The 16,417-nt window shown below is 71.9% G+C and carries 16 protein-coding genes; 4 read left to right on the top strand and 12 right to left on the bottom strand.

All coding sequences use genetic code 11. The features are described 5' to 3' along the window. The first annotated feature begins 69 nt into the window (after positions 1 to 69). A complete protein-coding gene (locus COA07_RS11960; protein WP_141396530.1) occupies positions 70 to 627 on the top strand; it encodes a hypothetical protein in 558 nt (185 codons plus the stop codon). 202 nt (positions 628 to 829) lie between these two features. Here COA07_RS11960 and rdgB read toward each other — a convergent pair whose 3' ends face one another. Both rdgB and rph read right to left on the bottom strand, forming a co-directional pair. Then, positions 830 to 1,498 (bottom strand): RdgB/HAM1 family non-canonical purine NTP pyrophosphatase, encoded by a 669-nt coding sequence (gene rdgB / locus COA07_RS11965; RefSeq protein WP_066711696.1) that lies wholly within the window; start codon positions 1,496 to 1,498, stop codon positions 830 to 832. Then, positions 1,495 to 2,208: a ribonuclease PH gene (rph, locus tag COA07_RS11970; protein ID WP_066711695.1), complete on the bottom strand. Its 714-nt coding sequence runs from the start codon at positions 2,206 to 2,208 to the stop codon at positions 1,495 to 1,497. The genes rdgB and rph overlap by 4 nt, the downstream gene beginning before the upstream one ends. 223 nt (positions 2,209 to 2,431) lie before the next feature. Here rph and COA07_RS11975 point away from each other — a divergent pair, with 223 nt between their 5' ends. Genes COA07_RS11975 through COA07_RS11985 form a run of 3 tightly spaced genes read left to right on the top strand, consistent with a single transcriptional unit; the run spans position 2,432 to position 8,112 of the window. Beyond that, a complete protein-coding gene (locus tag COA07_RS11975) occupies positions 2,432 to 5,188 on the top strand; it encodes a TonB-dependent receptor (protein WP_066711694.1) in 2,757 nt (918 codons plus the stop codon). 30 nt (positions 5,189 to 5,218) lie between these two features. Beyond that, on the top strand, positions 5,219 to 7,018 hold the full coding sequence (locus tag COA07_RS11980) for a methyl-accepting chemotaxis protein (RefSeq protein WP_096641054.1): 1,800 nt from the start codon (positions 5,219 to 5,221) through the stop codon (positions 7,016 to 7,018). A 5-nt stretch (positions 7,019 to 7,023) separates the two neighbouring features. Further along, positions 7,024 to 8,112 (top strand): DUF2332 domain-containing protein, encoded by a 1,089-nt coding sequence (locus COA07_RS11985; RefSeq protein WP_245842144.1) that lies wholly within the window; start codon positions 7,024 to 7,026, stop codon positions 8,110 to 8,112. Between the two features lie 107 nt (positions 8,113 to 8,219). Here COA07_RS11985 and COA07_RS11990 read toward each other — a convergent pair whose 3' ends face one another. Genes COA07_RS11990 through sctC form a run of 10 tightly spaced genes read right to left on the bottom strand, consistent with a single transcriptional unit; the run spans position 8,220 to position 16,412 of the window. Then, positions 8,220 to 8,861, bottom strand: a complete 642-nt coding sequence (locus COA07_RS11990; RefSeq protein ID WP_096641056.1) for a hypothetical protein — start codon at positions 8,859 to 8,861, stop codon at positions 8,220 to 8,222. Next, positions 8,858 to 9,316, bottom strand: coding sequence for a hypothetical protein (locus COA07_RS11995; protein WP_096641058.1), 459 nt, complete (start codon positions 9,314 to 9,316; stop codon positions 8,858 to 8,860). The genes COA07_RS11990 and COA07_RS11995 overlap by 4 nt, the downstream gene beginning before the upstream one ends. Then, a complete protein-coding gene (locus COA07_RS12000; protein ID WP_066713846.1) occupies positions 9,313 to 10,650 on the bottom strand; it encodes a FliI/YscN family ATPase in 1,338 nt (445 codons plus the stop codon). Before COA07_RS12000 ends, COA07_RS11995 begins: the two co-directional genes overlap by 4 nt. Further along, positions 10,647 to 11,243: a FliH/SctL family protein gene (locus COA07_RS12005; protein WP_169924234.1), complete on the bottom strand. Its 597-nt coding sequence runs from the start codon at positions 11,241 to 11,243 to the stop codon at positions 10,647 to 10,649. Before COA07_RS12005 ends, COA07_RS12000 begins: the two co-directional genes overlap by 4 nt. Continuing rightward, positions 11,240 to 11,749, bottom strand: coding sequence for a hypothetical protein (locus COA07_RS12010; protein ID WP_096641061.1), 510 nt, complete (start codon positions 11,747 to 11,749; stop codon positions 11,240 to 11,242). Before COA07_RS12010 ends, COA07_RS12005 begins: the two co-directional genes overlap by 4 nt. Beyond that, the gene (gene sctJ, locus COA07_RS12015) at positions 11,746 to 12,516 is read right to left on the bottom strand and encodes a type III secretion system inner membrane ring lipoprotein SctJ (protein WP_096641063.1); all 771 of its coding nucleotides are present in this window, start codon (positions 12,514 to 12,516) and stop codon (positions 11,746 to 11,748) included. The genes COA07_RS12010 and sctJ overlap by 4 nt, the downstream gene beginning before the upstream one ends. 26 nt (positions 12,517 to 12,542) lie before the next feature. Then, the gene (locus COA07_RS12020) at positions 12,543 to 12,953 is read right to left on the bottom strand and encodes a hypothetical protein (protein WP_066713577.1); all 411 of its coding nucleotides are present in this window, start codon (positions 12,951 to 12,953) and stop codon (positions 12,543 to 12,545) included. A 12-nt stretch (positions 12,954 to 12,965) separates the two neighbouring features. After that, entirely contained in the window at positions 12,966 to 13,277 is a 312-nt protein-coding gene (locus COA07_RS12025; RefSeq protein WP_231738799.1) for a hypothetical protein, read from the bottom strand. A 43-nt stretch (positions 13,278 to 13,320) separates the two neighbouring features. Beyond that, positions 13,321 to 14,442 (bottom strand): hypothetical protein, encoded by a 1,122-nt coding sequence (locus COA07_RS12030; protein ID WP_096641065.1) that lies wholly within the window; start codon positions 14,440 to 14,442, stop codon positions 13,321 to 13,323. Beyond that, complete coding sequence (sctC, locus tag COA07_RS12035) at positions 14,439 to 16,412, bottom strand: type III secretion system outer membrane ring subunit SctC (protein ID WP_141396531.1); 1,974 nt, start codon at positions 16,410 to 16,412, stop codon at positions 14,439 to 14,441. Before sctC ends, COA07_RS12030 begins: the two co-directional genes overlap by 4 nt. Positions 16,413 to 16,417 lie beyond the last annotated feature (5 nt).

The raw sequence follows: 16,417 nt of genomic DNA on the forward strand, positions 1-16,417 counted from the left end.
CGCCGATTTGACAGCGACCGGCGCGTCGCGCAGCACCGCGCGCGACAGTCACAGCGGGAGTAGGCGACCATGCGTTTCGTAGCGGTGATCGGGGCGGCGTTGTTGGTGGTGGCGGCAGCGCCCGCGGCGGCGCAGGACCGCGAGGGCGAAGACCATCCGCTGCTGCCGCGCTATCCGGGCGCGGTGATCGACGATTATCGCGCGCCGTCGCTGGACGAGATCACCATCCCGACCGGGCAGATCACCAGCCAGGATGCCGCCGGCAACCGCCAGCTGCTGGAAGGGCAGGTGACGCACATCGGCTATCGCGTGGAGCCGGCGGTCGCGCCGCTGCAGATCCAGCGTTACTATGCCGACCGGCTGGCCAAGGACGGGTTCCAGACGGTGTTCAGCTGCACCGGGCCGGCGTGCGGGCGCGACATGGGGGCGCTGATCCTCAATTCGGGGAAGGTCGCGCCGGTGGGGTTCGACGGGCTGTTCAACGACCGGATCCGCGTGGTCGTGGCGAAGCGCGGCGGGACCTGGGTGCTGCTGCACATCGCCGATGCGTCCGACCGGTCGATCATCTACGAAGCGGTGGTGGAGGATGCGAAGGCGGCGGAGGCGCCGCCGGCCGGCGGGGAGTGAGGCCGGGGGGCACGTTCCGGGAGCCGATCGCAAGACGGGCGCGGTGGGTCATCGGATGATCGTCACCCCGGCGCGGGCCGGGGTCCATGATGCCGCGAACGCAACGGCGGGTGCGTTCGCGGAGACGTGGATGCCGGAACAAGTCCGGCATGACGGGTCCTCCACCGGGCGGCGGGACGCGACGCTGGCTTCGGCCCGCCGCTCAGAAAGCGGCGGCGACCAGTTGGCGGAAGGCGTCGCCGCGGTGGCTGATCGCGTTCTTGTCCTCCTCCGCGATCTGTCCGAAGGTCAGGTCGCTGCCGATCGGCTGGAAGATCGGGTCGTAGCCATGGCCCAGGTCGCCGCGCGGCGGCCAGACGAGCGTGCCGTCGACGCGCCCTTCGAACCATTCGACATGGCCGTCGGGCCAGGCGAGCGCGAGCGCGCAGACGAAATGCGCGTCGCGCGGCGCGTCCGGTATCGCATCCAGCTTGTCGGTGACGCGGCGCATCGCCAGCGCGAAATCGCGCCCGTCGAACGCGGGCACCGGATCGACGCCGGGCAGGCCGGGATCGGCCATTCCCCAGCGTGCCGAGAAGATGCCCGGATCGCCGCCCAGCGCATCGACGCACAGCCCGCTGTCGTCGGCCAGCGCGGGCAGCCCCGACAGGTCGGCGGCGGCGCGCGCCTTCAGTTCGGCATTCATGACGAAGGTGGTGCCGGTCTCCTCCGGCTCCGGCAGGTCGAGCGACGCGGCCGAGACGACCTGAAGCCCGCGGCCTTCGAGCAGCGCGGCGATTTCGCGCACCTTGCCCTCGTTATGGCTGGCGATCACCAGCGTGCCGGCGGCAAGCTTGCGGATCGCCTGCGGCGCGTCGCCCTCGCCGCTCATGCGACGGCCTTCGCCTGCGCCGCGAAGATCTCCGCGCAGCCGATCCGGGCGAGCCGCAGCAGCCGCAGCAGCGCCTCCTCGTCATAGGTGGCATGTTCGGCGGTCGCCTGCGCCTCGGCGATATGGCCGTTTTCGAGCAGGACGAAATTGGCGTCGGCGTCGGCGTTCGAATCCTCGTCATAATCGAGGTCGAGCACCGGCTGCCCCTGGTAGATGCCGCAGGACACCGCCGCGACCTTCTGCGTCAGCGGATCGGCGGTGAGCTTGCCGTTTTCCAGCAGGCCGTTGATCGCCAGGCGCAGCGCGACCCACGCGCCGGAAATGGCGGCGGTGCGGGTGCCGCCATCGGCCTGGATGACGTCGCAGTCGAGCGTGATCTGGCGTTCGCCCAGCAGCGCCATGTCGGTCACGGCGCGCAGCGAGCGGCCGATCAGCCGCTGGATTTCCTGCGTCCGGCCGGACTGCTTGCCCTTGGCCGCCTCGCGGCTGCCGCGGGTGTGGGTGGCGCGCGGCAGCATCCCGTATTCGGCGGTGACCCACCCCTGCCCCTTGCCGCGCAGGAACGGCGGCACGCGTTCCTCGACGGAAGCGGTGACCAGCACCCTGGTATCGCCGAACCCGATCAGCACCGATCCTTCCGCATGGCGGGTGAAGCGGGGCTGGATGGTGATGGTGCGCATCTGGTCGGGCGCGCGGCCGCTGGGGCGCATTCAACTCTCCTGAAACATGGACGCGCCGGCCGTAGGCGCAGACGCGCGCGGCAACAAGGGGCGAGGCGCGCGCACTGTGCGCCGCAAGAGCGGCCGGGAAGGGGCAACGTCCTGCAACCGGGGGATAATCCCGGCCGGAGGGGCCGCCCGCGTTAACCCGAAAGTATCAATCGGGATCGTAGGGAAGAAGGTGAAGACAAGCACGAAACGGGGAATTTACCAGATGGGGAAGTGGGGATGTCTGCTGGCGACCACCGCCGGCGCTGCGATCGCGCTGGCCGGAGCCGGACCGGCGGCGGCGCAAGGGTTGCGCGAGGTGGTTCCCACCCAGAAGGAGCAGGCACCCGGCGCGCAGCCCACGCCCGCCCCCTCCGCCAACACCGCCGACATCGTCGTCACCGCGACGCGCCGGTCGCAGCGATTGTCGAACGTGCCGATCGCGGTCAGCGCCTATAGCACCGCCGCGCTGCAGAATTCGGGCGCGACCGACATCCGCCAGATGGCGCAGCTGGCGCCGTCGCTGATCGTGTCGTCGACCGGATCGGAAGCCAATGCGACCGCGCGGCTGCGCGGCATCGGTACGGTGGGCGACAACCCGGGGCTGGAAAGCTCGGTCGCGGTGTTCATCGACGGCGTGTATCGCAGCCGCACCGGATCGGGGCTGAACGACCTGGGCGAGGTGGAGCGGATCGAAGTGCTGCGCGGGCCGCAGGGCACGCTGTCGGGGCGCAATTCGTCCGCCGGCGCGATCAGCATCTACACCAAATATCCCGACTTCACCTTCGGCGGTTACGGCGAGGCGACCTACGGCAATTTCAACGCGGTGCGGCTGGCCGGTGCGCTGACCGGGCCGGTGGTGGCCGACAAGCTGGCGTTCCGCGTCGACGGCGTGTTCGCCAAGCGCGACGGCTTCTACCACGATGTCGTCAACGACACAGACTATAACGACCGCAACCGCTATTTCGTGCGCGGGCAGCTGTTCTTCAAACCGTCCGCCGATTTCTCGATCCGGCTGATCGGCGACTATACGCATCGCGACGAGAAGTGCTGCGGCGCGGTCTATATCGACACGCGCGAGAAGTTCGATCCGACGCCGGGCGCGCCGGGCGATTACGAGGTTGCGGCGCAGAACCGCATCGTGTCGGTGTTGCAGAGCCTGGGCGGCGTGCTGCCCAGCGCGGGCAATCCGTACAACCGGCTGATCGCCAACACGCGCGGCCGCGCCTATTCGAACGTCACCACCGATTACGGCGTGTCGGCGCGCATCGGCTGGAACATCGGCAGCGTCCAGCTGATCTCGATCAGCGCGTATCGTGAGTACAAGGCCGGCGGCGCGGCCGACATCGACTATGGCAACGTCGACATCGGCTATCGCCCCGACGACGGCAACGCCTATCGCGAATTCCATACCTTCACGCAGGAAACCCGGCTGAGCGGCGGGCTGTTCGGCGGGCGGCTCGACTGGCTGGTGGGCGGCTATTACGCGCACGAGGACCTGGAGGTCGTCGACAACCTGAAGTTCGGATCGCAGTATGGCGCGTTCGCGGCGTGCCGCATGGTCGCGACGATCAATCCGGCCGCGGCGCTGCGCAACCCGGCCAATGCCGGCTGCCTGAGCACCGCCGGGCGCACCGCGCTGACCGCGGCGGTGGGGCCGACGATCATCGGCGGGATCGACCGGCTGAGCACGATGAGCAACGTCGGCAGCCTGCGCGACGTGTACGACCAGGGCAGCCGCAACTGGGCGCTGTTCACGCACAACATCTTCAAGCTGACCGATACGCTGAGCGTCACCGGCGGCCTGCGCTACACGCATGAGAGCAAGACGCTGAACGCGGCGTTCAACAACAACAACACCGCCTGCCCGGCGCAGCAGGCCGCACTCGGCCCGCTGCTGGGCAGCACCAACGCCACGCTGCGGTCGCTGGCGGCGGGGATCATCACGCTGACCTGCACCGGCAATTCGTCGTCGGCACTGACCGGCCTGCCGATCCGCGACAAGGTGGACGAAGGACAGCTGACCGGCACCGCCGTCTTGTCGTGGAAGCCGGTGCCCAGCACGCTGCTGTACGCATCCTATGCGCGCGGGTACAAGGCGGGCGGCTTCAACCTCGACCGGTCGGACCTGTCGGCGACGGTGTTCGCGACGCCGACCGCGGCCAGCGCGGTGAACCTGCGGTTCGATCCGGAAACGGTCAACGCCTATGAAATGGGCGTCAAGTACAGCTCGCGCCAGTTCACCGCGAACCTGGCGGCGTACCGGTCGGAATTCCGCAACTTCCAGCTGAACACCTTCAACGGGACCAACTACATCGTCCAGAACATCGGGTCGTGCGGCACGTCGCTGAACGGTGCGGACCGCGACGAATCGTCCACCACCGGCGCGTGCACCGGCAAGGTCGGCACCGGCGTGGTGACGCAGGGGTTCGAGCTGGAGGGCGGTGCCTATCCCGCGCCGGACGTCACCTTCACGCTGGGCTATACCTATGCCCACACCCAGTATCGCGACAATCTGGTCGGCAGCGCATCGGGCGAGGCGCTGAACGCGGCGCTGTTCCTGCTGCCGGGCAACCAGATGTCGAACGCGCCGCGCCACACCGTCACCAGTTCGGCCACCTGGACGCCGCCGCTGGGCACGGGCGGGCTGACCGCGCTGTTCTACGTCGATAGCCGGTTGAGCAGCGACTATAACACCGGGTCGGACCTGTTCGCGGAAAAGAACCAGGACGGTTTCTTCCTGGTCAACGCGCGCGTCGGCGTGCGCGGGCGCGACCAGCGCTGGGCGCTGGAATTCTGGGGCCAGAACGTCTTCGACACCGATTACCAGCAGGTCGCTTTCTCCGCCCCGTTCCAGGGCGCGGGCAGCGTATCGCAGGTCCAGCGGTTCGGTTCGCCCAGCTTCGCCACGGGCAATGCGCTGTTCGCCAGCTTCCTGGCCGAACCGCGCACCTATGGCGTGACGCTGCGCTCGCGCTTCTGATCGAAACCTTCACGAACGGGTCGCTCCTCCATGAAGATACCTCGCAAGCTGGGCTGGTCGTTCCTGGCCATCATCGCGACCGCGGCACTGGTGATGGGGGTGTTCCTTGCCACCATCCTGATGATCGCGCGCTCCACCGAGCACAGCAACGACAGCCAGAGCGTCTTTGCCAAGGCGCTGACGCTGGAGACCGCGATCCTGCGCCAGAACAGCCAGTTCCGCGGCTTCCTGGTGACGGGCGACGTGACGTACCTCAAATCCTATGACGAGGGGCGCACCGAGTTCGACAAGACCGCGGTCGAGCTGGACGCGATGCTGGACGACCCGCAGCAGAAGGCGCTGCTGGCCGAGGCGCGCGAGAAGACGCTGGAATGGCGCCGCGACTGGGGCGACCGGCTGATCCCGTGGGTGAAGGCCGGGCGCCGCGACGAGGCGCAGCAGGTGGTGCGCGATGCCGGCAAGAAGGTGCTGGTGAGCGCGATCGCGCTGCCGCTGCGCGCGCTGCGCGCCAAGGAGACCGAGGACCTGGCGGTCTATGCCGAGCGCCAGCGCTGGGCGATCGACACCGCGCTGATCGTCCTGGGGATCGGCACGATCGCGCTGATCGGCATCGCCATCGGCCTGTCGCGGATGCTGACGCGGCAGATCGCGCGGCCGATCACCGCGCTGACCGCGACGATGGCCGAACTGGCCGACGGGCGGCACGATATCCGCGTCACCGGCACGTCGCGCAGCGACGAACTGGGCGACATGGCGCGCGCGGTCGAGGTGTTCCGCCAGACCGCCGCCGCCAAGGAGGCCGCCGACCAGGACCGCGCCGCCGCGATGGCGGCGATCGGCAGCAGCCTGAGCCGCCTGTCGGAGGCCGACCTGACCGCGCGGATCAGCGACGTGCCCGAAGCGTTCCGCCGCCTGTCCGACGATTTCAACGCCGCCACCGGCAGCCTGTCGCACGTGCTGGGTGGGGTGCGCCGCAGCGTCGAGGCGATCAAGCAGAACACCGGCGAGATCAGCGACGCGACAGGCGACCTGTCGCTGCGTACCGAGCAGGAGGCCGCCGCGCTCCAGCAATCGGCATCGGCGCTGGACGAGGTGACGCGTTCGATCCGCGACGGCGCCGGCGCGGCGACCAGCGCGAGCGCGGCGATGGCGCAGACCCGCGCCGAGGCCGAGCAGGGCGGCGATGTGGTGCGCCGCGCGATCGGCGCGATGAACGGGATCGAACAGGCCAGCAACGAGATCGCCGAGATCATCACGATGATCGACGGCATCGCCTTCCAGACCAACCTGCTGGCGCTGAACGCGGGCGTCGAGGCGGCGCGCGCGGGCGAGGCGGGCAAGGGCTTCGCGGTCGTGGCCAGCGAGGTGCGTGCGCTGGCACAGCGGTCCGCCGATGCCGCCACCGAGGTGAAGGCGCGCGTGTCCGCCGCGTCCACCCATGTGCGCGCGGGTGCCGAGCTGGTCGACCAGACTGGCCAGGCGCTGAACCGCATCATCGAGCGGGTGACGAGCGTCAGCACCTCGATCGACGCGGTGGCGCGATCGTCGGACGAACAGGCGCAGAGCCTGGGGCAGATCAACGTCGCGATCGGCGAGATGGACGCGATGACGCAGCAGAACGCCGCGATGGTCGAGGAAACCTCCGCCGCCGCGCGCCGGCTGGTGGAGGAGGCCGAGCAGCTGGCCGCCTCCGTCGCGACCTTCGTCATCGACGGTGCGCCGGTCGTCGCGATGGCCGCGCCGCGGGCCGCGCGCCGTGCCCCCGCTCCCGCTCCCGCCACGTCGGCCGCGCCGCGGCTGGTCGCCAATGGTGACTGGTCGGCGTTTTGACCGATATGTTCGCGGCGATCGACCATCGTCCCGCCGATACGGAAGAGGCCGAGATGACCGCCGCCGCCAGCCCGACCGGCCCGCTGGGCCGCCACGCCGCGGCGGTGCGTGCGATGGGATCGCGCTTCGTCGCCGACGTGCTGGCGGCGGGCGAGCGGCAATTGTGGCGCGCGCCGCGCACCGCCGCGCTGATCGCCGGCTGGCCCGGCGATGCCGCCGCCGATGCGCTGGCGATGCGGTTCCACGCCGCGCTGCACGCGCTGGCGCGGCGCGGCGCCGATGCGGCGCTGGCGGCGCTGTTCCACGATGCGGCGGGCGATGTCGACCGCGGGGTCGGCGCGGCGATGGCGGCGCACGATGCGTTCATTGCCGACTGGATGCGCCATGTGCCGCAGACCAACGAGGTCGGCCGCACCGGCGCGATCATGGCGGCGCTGATGGTCCTCGCCACACGGCGCGCCTTGCCGGTGGCGCTGCGCGAACTGGGCGCGAGTGCGGGGCTGAACCTGTTGCTGGCGCGCTATGCCCACCATCTGGGCGGGGTGGCGGCGGGCGATCCGGCGTCGCCGGTGCGGGTCGCGCCGCGCTGGACCGGCACCGCGCCGCCCGCCGCGCCGGTGACGATTGCGTCGGCGCGCGGGGTCGACCTGCGGCCGCTCGACGTGCGCGACGACGAGGCGTGCGAGCGGTTGATGGCGCATGTCTGGGCCGACGAGCCGGCACGCGCGCAGCGGCTGGAGGCGGCGCTGCGCATCGCGCGCGCCGACCCGCCGCAGCTGGCGCGCGGCGACATCGCCGACTGGCTGCCCGCGCAGCTGGGCGAACCGCAGCCGGCGGGCGAGTGGCGGGTCGTCGTCCATTCGATGGCGCTTCAATATTGCGATGCGCGCGCCCGCGCGGCGGTGGACCACGCCTTTGCGACGGCCGGCGCACGCGCCGATGCGGCGCGGCCGCTGGCGCGGATCGGGTTCGAATGGACCGCGGCGCGCGACGCGGTGCACCTGTCGCTGACGACCTGGCCCGATGGCGTGACGGAGCATCTGGCGACCTGCCACGCTTATGGCGCGTGGGTCGACTGGCACGGGGCGCGCTGAAGTTCACGCGGAGGCGCGGAGACGCGGAGGGTTTTCAGGCGTCTGTGGTGTGACCGCCTCCGTCCGGTTGACGTCTGGCGATGACGCTTCGCGTCGGTGGCCGCGCCTCAGCCCGCCTCGGCCGCCAGACCGCCGATCGACAGGCCGGATTTTGCCAGTGCGTCGCCGAGCGTGTCGAGCGGGGGCGGGGCGCTGCCCGCGGCCATTTCGACGGTGACGTCGAGCAGCCCGTCGGCGGTGCGCACCAGCCGCGCGCCGGTGGCGGGCCAGCTGTCGTTGCCGAAGCGCACCCGCACCTCGCGCGCGCCACGGCCGTTTTCGCGCGTCCACAGATCGGCGAGCATCTGCGCGAAGCCGGACGGATCGACCTGCGGCGCGGGCGGGTGCGCCGCGACCGTCACCGGCAGCGCGCCGGGTTGCGCGAAGCCGCCGAAGCCCTGATCGGCAGAGCGTTCGCCGTCGCGGCGGTCCAGCGCGGCGCGATCGTCCGCCGCGCGCCATTCGCCGTTCGCCAGCGCGTCAGCGCCGCGATCGGTGCCGGCCATGGAGCCGGTGCGTGCGCCGCCCTGCTGCGGCGTCGCGCGGGCGCCGGCCTGCGGCTGCCCCGGCAGCGGCCCCTGCTGACGTCGGGCGTTCGCCAGCGCCTCGCGCATCGCCTGGACGTCCTGCGCCGCAGGGGCGGTGCGCAGGGCGGAGCGGGCGGGGGAGCGCGGCGCGTGGCTGCGCGTGGTGGCCGGGACGTCGCTCATCGGAACCTCCTGATGTCTTCGCTGTCGAGCGCCTGGCGCTCCTCCTCCAGCCGCAGCGCGTGGCGGCGCATCGCGCCGACCCGCGTGGCGACCGCGTCGTGGCGTGCCTGTGCCACGATCATCGCGCGCCGCCGCTCGCCTTCGTCGGCGAGGCATTGTTCCTCGGCGGCGCGGGCCTGCGCGACGGTTTCGCTCGCGATCGACCGGTCGAACCGCGCGCGATCGAGCAACGCGAGCAGCCGTTCGGCCTCCGCCGGGTCGGTGGCCAGATCGGCGCGCGCGGCGTCATGCGCGGCGCCGGCGGCATCGGCGGCGGCATCCGCGTCGCGGCGCGTGCGCTCGGCCTCCTGCGTCGCGGCGCGCGCCGCCGCCAGCCGCGCGGCGGCGGCGCGGACGCGCACGTCGCGCAGGCGGACGAGCTGCCCGGCCTGGCGGATCGCGTCGCGCGCGCTCATCCGCCGATGCTCCTGAGCGCGAGCAGCGCATTGGGCATCGGGCTGCGCTCGGTTTCCGGCTGGCGCAGCAGCGCGTCGATCTCCGGCCGCGCGGCGATGGCGCGATCGGCGAACGCGTCGGCGCCGGGGCGATATTCGCCGACCTGCACCAGGAATTCGATCTCGGCATGTTTGGCCATCAGCGCGCGCACCGCGGTGGCGGCGGCGCGATGATCCGGGGCGGCGAGGCGGGTGAACAGCCGCGACAGGCTGCCCAGCACGTCGACCGCGGGATAATGGCCCGCCGCACCCAGCTTGCGCGACAGCAGGATATGCCCGTCGAGGATCGAGCGCACTTCCTCCCCCACCGGATCGCCGCCGTCCTCATCCTCCAGGAGGACGGTGTAGACGCCGGTGATCGCGCCGTTCGCATCGGTGCCCGCACGCTCGAACAGGCGCGGCAGTTCGGCGAAGACCGACGGCGGGAAGCCGCGCCGGACCGCCGGTTCGCCCGCCGCCAGCCCGATCTCGCGCAGTGCGCGGGCGAAGCGGGTGACCGAATCCATCAGCAGCAGCACGCTCTTGCCCTGGCTGCGGAACCCCTCGGCGATGGCGGTGGCGTGGTGCGCGGCGCGCACCCGTTCCATCGCGGCGCGATCGGACGTGGCGCAGACGATCACCGACCGCGCCAGCCCGTCGTCGCCCAGCGCGTCGATGATGAATTCGCGCACCTCGCGCCCGCGCTCGCCGATCAGCGAGATGACGATCACCTCCGCCTTCGCGAAGCGCGCGAGCATCCCCAGCAGCGTCGACTTGCCCCCGCCGGCGGCGGCGAACACGCCCATCCGCTGTCCTTCGCCCAGCGTCAGCAGCGTGTCGATCGCGCGCACGCCGGTTTCCAGCGGACGGTCGATCAGCGTGCGCTCCATCGGGGAGGGGGCAGGCGCGTGGAGCGGGACGGTCGGCAGGCCGGCGGGCAGGTCGCCCCTGCCGTCGATCGGCCGGCCCCGCCCGTCGAGCACGCGGCCAAGCAGCGCGGCGCCATAGGGGACGCGATCCTCGCCGGGGCGTACCACCACCTCGGCATCGGCGGACAGGCCGCGCACGTCGCCCAGCGGGGTCAGGATCGTGGCATGGCCGGCGATCCCGACCACCTCCGCCATCACCGCATCGCCGGTGGCGGGGACGATCACCTCGCACGTCTCGCCGATGCGCGCGGCGATGCCGGTGACCTTCATCGTCGTGCCGAGCAGTTCGACCAGCCGCCCGCGCCGCTCGACCGTGGTGGAGCGGTGCAGCCGGGCGAGCAGGTCGTCGACCCCGCCGTCCAGCAGCGCGTCGCGCGGGGCGATCATCCCGCGATCCCCCAGGCGCGCGACAGCGCGGCAAGCTGCGTCTCCAGCCCGGCATGGACCTCGCCCAGCGGGGTGGCGAGGACGCAATCGTCGGGGGCGAGCCGCGAGTCGCCCTCCACGCGGGCGCGCGGGCCGAGCCGCGCGGCGGCCGCCGCCACGACATCGGGGTGCACGCGCACCACCGGCAGCGGATCGGGCGCTACCGACGCGGCGGCGCGATCGGCGAGCGCGGCGACCATGTCGCCGGGGCCGAGATCGGCGGCGATGCGGCGGACCACCTCCAGCGCGAGGCGCGCCAGATCGTCGCGCTGCGCAGCGGCACGCGCGGTGTCGGCGGCGGCGAGGCGCAGCAGTTCGTCGCGCACCTGCGCCGCGCCGGTCGCCAGCCCCTCGGCATGGCCGGCGGCGCGCGCTTCCTCGCGCGCGGCATCGGCGGCGGTGCGCGCGTCGGCGGCGGCGGCGTCGCGGATCGCGGCGGCGGCCTCCAGCAGGGTGCGCGCCTCAGAGAAGGCGGGCAGGTCCGCGGCGGGGACGATCGGATCGTCGCGCACCAGCGTCGCGGCGGCATCGGCGTGAATCAGTACGTAGCTCATGCGGCGCCCTCCCGCGCGGCGGCGGCGACCGCGAAGCGCGCCAGCGCGGCGTCGCAGCGGCGCGCGGCGGTCGGCGCCCATTCGAGATAGCGGTGCAGCACGCCCGGCAGCGCCGCGCGCAGCAGGTCGAAACCGAGCGCGTCGATCGCATCCCCGCCGACCGCGCCGACCCCGCCGCCCGGCACGTCGGGGGCGAGCGCGATCGCGGCGTCGAGCGCGCTGTCGCCCGCGCGGCGCGCCAGTTCGCGCAGCCAGTCGCCGTCGATCGACGCGGCGATCGCGGGCGCCATCGCGACCAGCGCGGCGCGCACCGACAGGCGCATCAGCGCCGGTCGCGGGCGTTGCAGCCAGTCGGGCGCCCGCGACAGGTCGGCGAAGCTGGCGGCGACCGGCGCGGGGCCGCGTTCGATCAGCGCACGCGCGCGCCGCTCCCCACGCTCGCCCGCCAGTTCGGCAAGGCTGGCGCCGATCCGCGCCAGCGCCGCGCGTTCCGCCGCCGCGCTCACGGCTGGACGTCCTGCGGCACGATCGCGCGGCGGGTCGCGGCCTGACGCCGCAAGCGCCAGCGGCGCAGGCCCGGATAGGCGAGCGCGCCGACCACCGCGAGCGCACCGATCGCCAGCGCCCAGACCAGCGTGTCGCCGCCGCCGCCCGGGGCGACGGGGGTGCCGACCGCGACCGGTGCCGGCGCGGCGGCGAAGGTTTCGACGCTGACGTTTTCGTATTTCAGCCCCTCGATCGAATTGACGACCAGTGCCTTGATCTTGCCGATCTGGCCGTTGATGTCGGTGCCGGGGCGGTATTTGATGAACACCGAGGCGCTGGCGGGCGCCTTCTGCTCGGCGAGCGGCGCATCCTCGGGCAGCGCCAGATGGACGCGCGCCTGCACCACGCCGTCGATCTCCGTCAGCGTGCGCGACAGTTCCTGGCTGAGCCCCCAGTTGAGCCGCGCGCGCTCCTCGGTGGGGGAGGAGACGAAGCCTTCCTTCTTGAACACGGTGCCGAGCGTCGCGAAATCCTGGCGCGGATAGCCCTGCGACTGCAGGATCTCCACCGCGCGGCCGAAATCGCCCTTCGCGGTGGTGAGCGTCCAGCCGTTCTCGCCCGCGCTGGTCTTGTCGGCCTCGATCCCCGACCGCTGGAGCACCGCGATCATCTCGTTGGCCTGCGCCTCGGTCAGCTTGCCGTACAGTTCGGCGCGGCCGCACGCGGCCAGGAGGAGAAGCCCCAGCGCGGCCAGCACGATCCGCACCTGTCGCACGATGGTGTCCATCCGCCGCTCCTCCTCCCGCCGGCGCGTCACGATTGCTGCCGGAACAGCTGCTGCACCCCGTCGGAGGTGCGGTTGGCGATGTTCGACGTCAGCTGGCAGTGGAACATGAATTCGTGGCACTTCATCGTCAGGTTGACGACCTCGCCCGGGGTCATGTCCGCGCCCTTCGCCGAGGCGGCCTGCGCGTAATCGGCGACATTGCGCGCCTCTCCGTTCACCTTTTCCAGCTGGGTGAACATCGCCTTGATCGCGGGCGACAGCTGGTCCGGCCCGCCCACGGGGGACGCGCCGGATGCTGCTGCGGTCATCGACGACTGGAAGCTGGTGATGTCGGCGATGGACGCATTCGGCCCGGCCTGGATGGTATCGGCCGGCGGCATCGCGATCCCGGCGCCGCCGGCGCCCGCGGCGGATGCCGCAATGGCTTCGATCGACATGTGCGGCCCTCCTTAGCCCTTGCGCGCCATCGTCTCGAGCGCCTTGCCGACGCTGTCGATCGAGCTGGACGAGCTGTTCGCCATGAAGCTCATCCGCATCGATTCGGCGGTCAGCTTCGTGATCTGCGACGGATTGTCGCCGCCCTGGCCGACGCTGTCCGACATCTGTTCGATCCGCGCGGCCTGGCCGTCGAGCGTCTGGCCCCAGGCGTCTGCCAGCGCCTCGAACCAGGTGCCCGGCGCATTGCCCTTGGCCATGCGGTTCCCCGTGAGCGGGGTGGCGGCGATCATGCCGAGGCCGCCGGTGATGCTGTTGTCCGTCACTTGCCTTCTCCTTCGCTTGCCCCTGTTGCCCAAATCCCCGGGTTCAGAACGCCACGCGGGTCTGTCGCCCGCTTTTCTCGAACACGACCATGTTACCCTGAATCGCGACCAGCCGGTGCCCGCTGGGCATCACCGCGCCCGGAAAATAGCGCGCCCCGTCGACGGTCTGGATGAACGCGGGGTCGCCGCCGACGACGGTCGACACCTTCTTCGTCGCATCCTGCACCGTCTTGAGCGGCACATCCTCGGTCGGCGGCAGATCGTCGCGCAGCGACAGGCGGGTCAGCGCGCGCACGTCGCCGCGCACCGCCTGCGCCAGTTTCTGTTCGTCCTCCGGCGCCATCGGGGTCACGCGCAGTTCGATCGCGGTGCGGCCGATCGGGCGCGCCACCGCCTGGATGCCGTTCATCCGCGCGACGTCGACCGCGGAGCGCGCCAGGTCGGCGCTGGTCAGCACCGCGACGCTGCCCGCGATGCCGGTGTCGCGCAGCGTGTCGACCGCGCGCGTGCGCTGCGCATCATTGGCGACCACCCCGGTGACGGTCACCGCGCCGGTCGTCGCATCCTCATGCGCGGACAGGCCCGGCAGCCCGGCCTTGGCCATCGCGCGCTCGACGCGTTCCGGCGGCGTGCCGCGCAGGTGCAGCGCATCGACCATCGGCACCGCCGCGCTGGCCAGCGCGACCATGCCGACCGCGCCCGCGACGATCGCCAGACGGGTGCGGGTGAACACCTGTGCCGCGCCCTCGCCCGCGCGGCCCGCGAACGCCCATGCGTGGTCGCTGGCGCTGGGCGGGGCGGGCGGCGGGGCGGGGACGGTGGCGACCAGCCCGGTGGCATCCGCCCAGCGATCCGACCCGCGTTCGCCCCAGGCCATCGCGATCCCGCCGATCGACAGCGGGACGTAGGGCGGGACGATCGCGGTGCCGCCGACCGGGATGGTGGAGCCGAGCAGTTCGGCCTCGCCCTCCAGCACGGTCGCCTGCGCCGCGCCGTCGGGGGCGAGCGCGAGGTCGACCGCCATCCCCTTCGTCGCGGGATCGCGCACGACGACGTCGTGCCAGAACTGGTGCCCGATCGACACCGCCCCGCTGTCGGGCAGCTGCTTTTCCGTCCCGGCCAGCCGGCCGTTCAGGATGCGCAGCACGGGTTCGGCGACGGTCACCGCATGATACTCCCGTCGGTGCTGAAGCCGGGCTTGGGGTTGATCGGCGGATTGACCGGCGCGGGTGCGACGCGCGTCGTCGTCGCCACCGTGGTCGGCCCGACGCGCGAGCCGAGCGACACCAGCCGCGGGGTCAGCAGGAACAGCCGTTCGGTGCGCGAACGGCTGCGCTGCTGCACCTTGAACAGGTTGCCGAGCAGCGGAATGTCGCCGAGCAGCGGGATCTTGTACGAACTGTCGGCGTCGGCATCGACGGTCATCCCGCCGAGCAGCAGGCTTTCGCCGTCGAGCACCATCGCCTGCGTCGACACGCTGGCGCGTTCGACGATCGGGATGTTCTCGACCAGCGAATCGCGGCTGATCGACCCGTCCTCGATATTGACGAGCATGCGGATGCGCGTCTGGTCCTGATCGCGGAAGACGTGCGGATTGACGCGCAGCACGGTGCCGGCGGTGACGTTGAACAGGTCGACCTCCTCACGCCCCGCGACGCGGACGTAAAAGGTGCGCGTGCGGTCGAAGATCGCCTCCACGTTCGACAGCGTCAGCACCTGCGGCCGGCTGACGACGCGCGCGACGCCCTTGGTCTCCAGCGCCTGGATGCGGCCCAGGAATTCGCGCTGGCTGCCGATGATCGTGGAGATCGTGCCGCCCTGGCCCTGCGGCGTGATCGCGGTCGTATTGTCGCGGCGCGACAGCGCGGGGTTGCGGTTGAGCAAGGTGTCGTTCGACGTGCCGTCGCCGAACAGGAAGCCGAACCCGCCGCTGCCCAGCCGCCAGTTGACGCCCAGCCGGCGCAGCTTGTCGGTGTTGATGTCGATGATCGTCGCCTCGACCTCCACCACCTGCGGTTCGACGTCGAGCGCGCGGATCAGCGAATCATAGGCGGCCATGCGTTCGGGCACGTCGCGCACGATCACCGCGTTCAGATACGGGTTCGGTTCGATCCGCACGATGTCCTGCGTCAGCGGGGCGACCATGTCGCCGCCCAGCCCCCCGCCGGTGCTGCCGAACCCGCCATAGCCCAGCACGTCGCCATTGTCGGTGGGGTAGAGGCCGGGGACGGGCAGGCCGTTGGCGGGCGTCTGCGCCGCATTGGGCATCACCCCGCCCAGCCCCAGCCCCTTCAGCCGCGGCTGGCTTTGCCGCACCAGCCGCGCGCCCAGCGTCGGCGCGCCGCCCGACAGCGCGCTGCCGCCGGGGCGCTGGTTGAGCACCAGGTTCTGGAGGATCGTCGCCAGTCCGGGCAGCCGCAGCTCGCGCCCGCCGGCGGTGCTGACGGTATCCTCGGCACGCGCATATTTGAGGTAGAAGACGCGGAACTCGAGCGGCTGGACCGGCGGCGGCGCACCGAACGCCGGGCCGGCCAGCGGGCTGCCGAGCGGCAGGTTGCCGCGCGCGGCGGTGGCGGTGCCGCCCTGCGCCATCTGCTGCACCTGCTGCACGAAGCGCGGCGTGCCGCTGACGACCAGCGTGCCGTCGGCCGATGCGCGTGCATAGTTGCGCCGGTCGGCCAGCCGCTGCGCCGCGACCTGCCGCACGACGCGCGCGGCCACCGCCGGGCCGACGTTGAGCGTCTGGACGCTGACGTCGTTGGCGCCATAGACGTACAGCGCCGCGCCGTCGTCATAGCTGACGAGGTTGAACGCGCGCGCCACGTCCGAGAAGATCTTGTTCACCGATCCGCGGAACACGCCGTTGACCGTGCCGGTCAGGCTGGGGCTGGGCACCACCGGGCGGCCGACGCGGCCGAACAGGTCGCGCAGGAACGCGCCGATCGGCTGGTCGCGCGGCGACAGCGTCAGCTCCCCCGGTGCCGCGGCGGTCGCGGGGGTCGGCGCGGGCGCCCCGGCCGGTGCCTGGGCGGCGGCCGGCGCCACCGACGCCAGCGACGCGACCAGCGCGATGCCGGCGCGATGGTGGAAGGTGCGCTTGCCCAGCGTCAGCATCGACAGGCGGTGTGGCGTCATGCAGT

Origin of the sequence: Sphingomonas adhaesiva (assembly GCF_002374855.1) — a bacterium.
Lineage (GTDB): Bacteria > Pseudomonadota > Alphaproteobacteria > Sphingomonadales > Sphingomonadaceae > Sphingomonas > Sphingomonas adhaesiva.

What these genes read in the sequence shown, in the direction of transcription:
- COA07_RS11960 (WP_141396530.1), top strand. Translation starts at nt 70, where the DNA reads ATGCGTTTCGTAGCGGTGATCGGGGCGGCGTTGTTGGTGGTGGCGGCA.
- rdgB (WP_066711696.1), bottom strand. Translation starts at nt 1,498, where the DNA reads ATGAGCGGCGAGGGCGACGCGCCGCAGGCGATCCGCAAGCTTGCCGCC.
- rph (WP_066711695.1), bottom strand. Translation starts at nt 2,208, where the DNA reads ATGCGCCCCAGCGGCCGCGCGCCCGACCAGATGCGCACCATCACCATC.
- COA07_RS11975 (WP_066711694.1), top strand. Translation starts at nt 2,432, where the DNA reads ATGGGGAAGTGGGGATGTCTGCTGGCGACCACCGCCGGCGCTGCGATC.
- COA07_RS11980 (WP_096641054.1), top strand. Translation starts at nt 5,219, where the DNA reads ATGAAGATACCTCGCAAGCTGGGCTGGTCGTTCCTGGCCATCATCGCG.
- COA07_RS11985 (WP_245842144.1), top strand. Translation starts at nt 7,024, where the DNA reads ATGTTCGCGGCGATCGACCATCGTCCCGCCGATACGGAAGAGGCCGAG.
- COA07_RS11990 (WP_096641056.1), bottom strand. Translation starts at nt 8,861, where the DNA reads ATGAGCGACGTCCCGGCCACCACGCGCAGCCACGCGCCGCGCTCCCCC.
- COA07_RS11995 (WP_096641058.1), bottom strand. Translation starts at nt 9,316, where the DNA reads ATGAGCGCGCGCGACGCGATCCGCCAGGCCGGGCAGCTCGTCCGCCTG.
- COA07_RS12000 (WP_066713846.1), bottom strand. Translation starts at nt 10,650, where the DNA reads ATGATCGCCCCGCGCGACGCGCTGCTGGACGGCGGGGTCGACGACCTG.
- COA07_RS12005 (WP_169924234.1), bottom strand. Translation starts at nt 11,243, where the DNA reads ATGAGCTACGTACTGATTCACGCCGATGCCGCCGCGACGCTGGTGCGC.
- sctJ (WP_096641063.1), bottom strand. Translation starts at nt 12,516, where the DNA reads ATGGACACCATCGTGCGACAGGTGCGGATCGTGCTGGCCGCGCTGGGG.
- COA07_RS12020 (WP_066713577.1), bottom strand. Translation starts at nt 12,953, where the DNA reads ATGTCGATCGAAGCCATTGCGGCATCCGCCGCGGGCGCCGGCGGCGCC.
- sctC (WP_141396531.1), bottom strand. Translation starts at nt 16,412, where the DNA reads ATGACGCCACACCGCCTGTCGATGCTGACGCTGGGCAAGCGCACCTTC.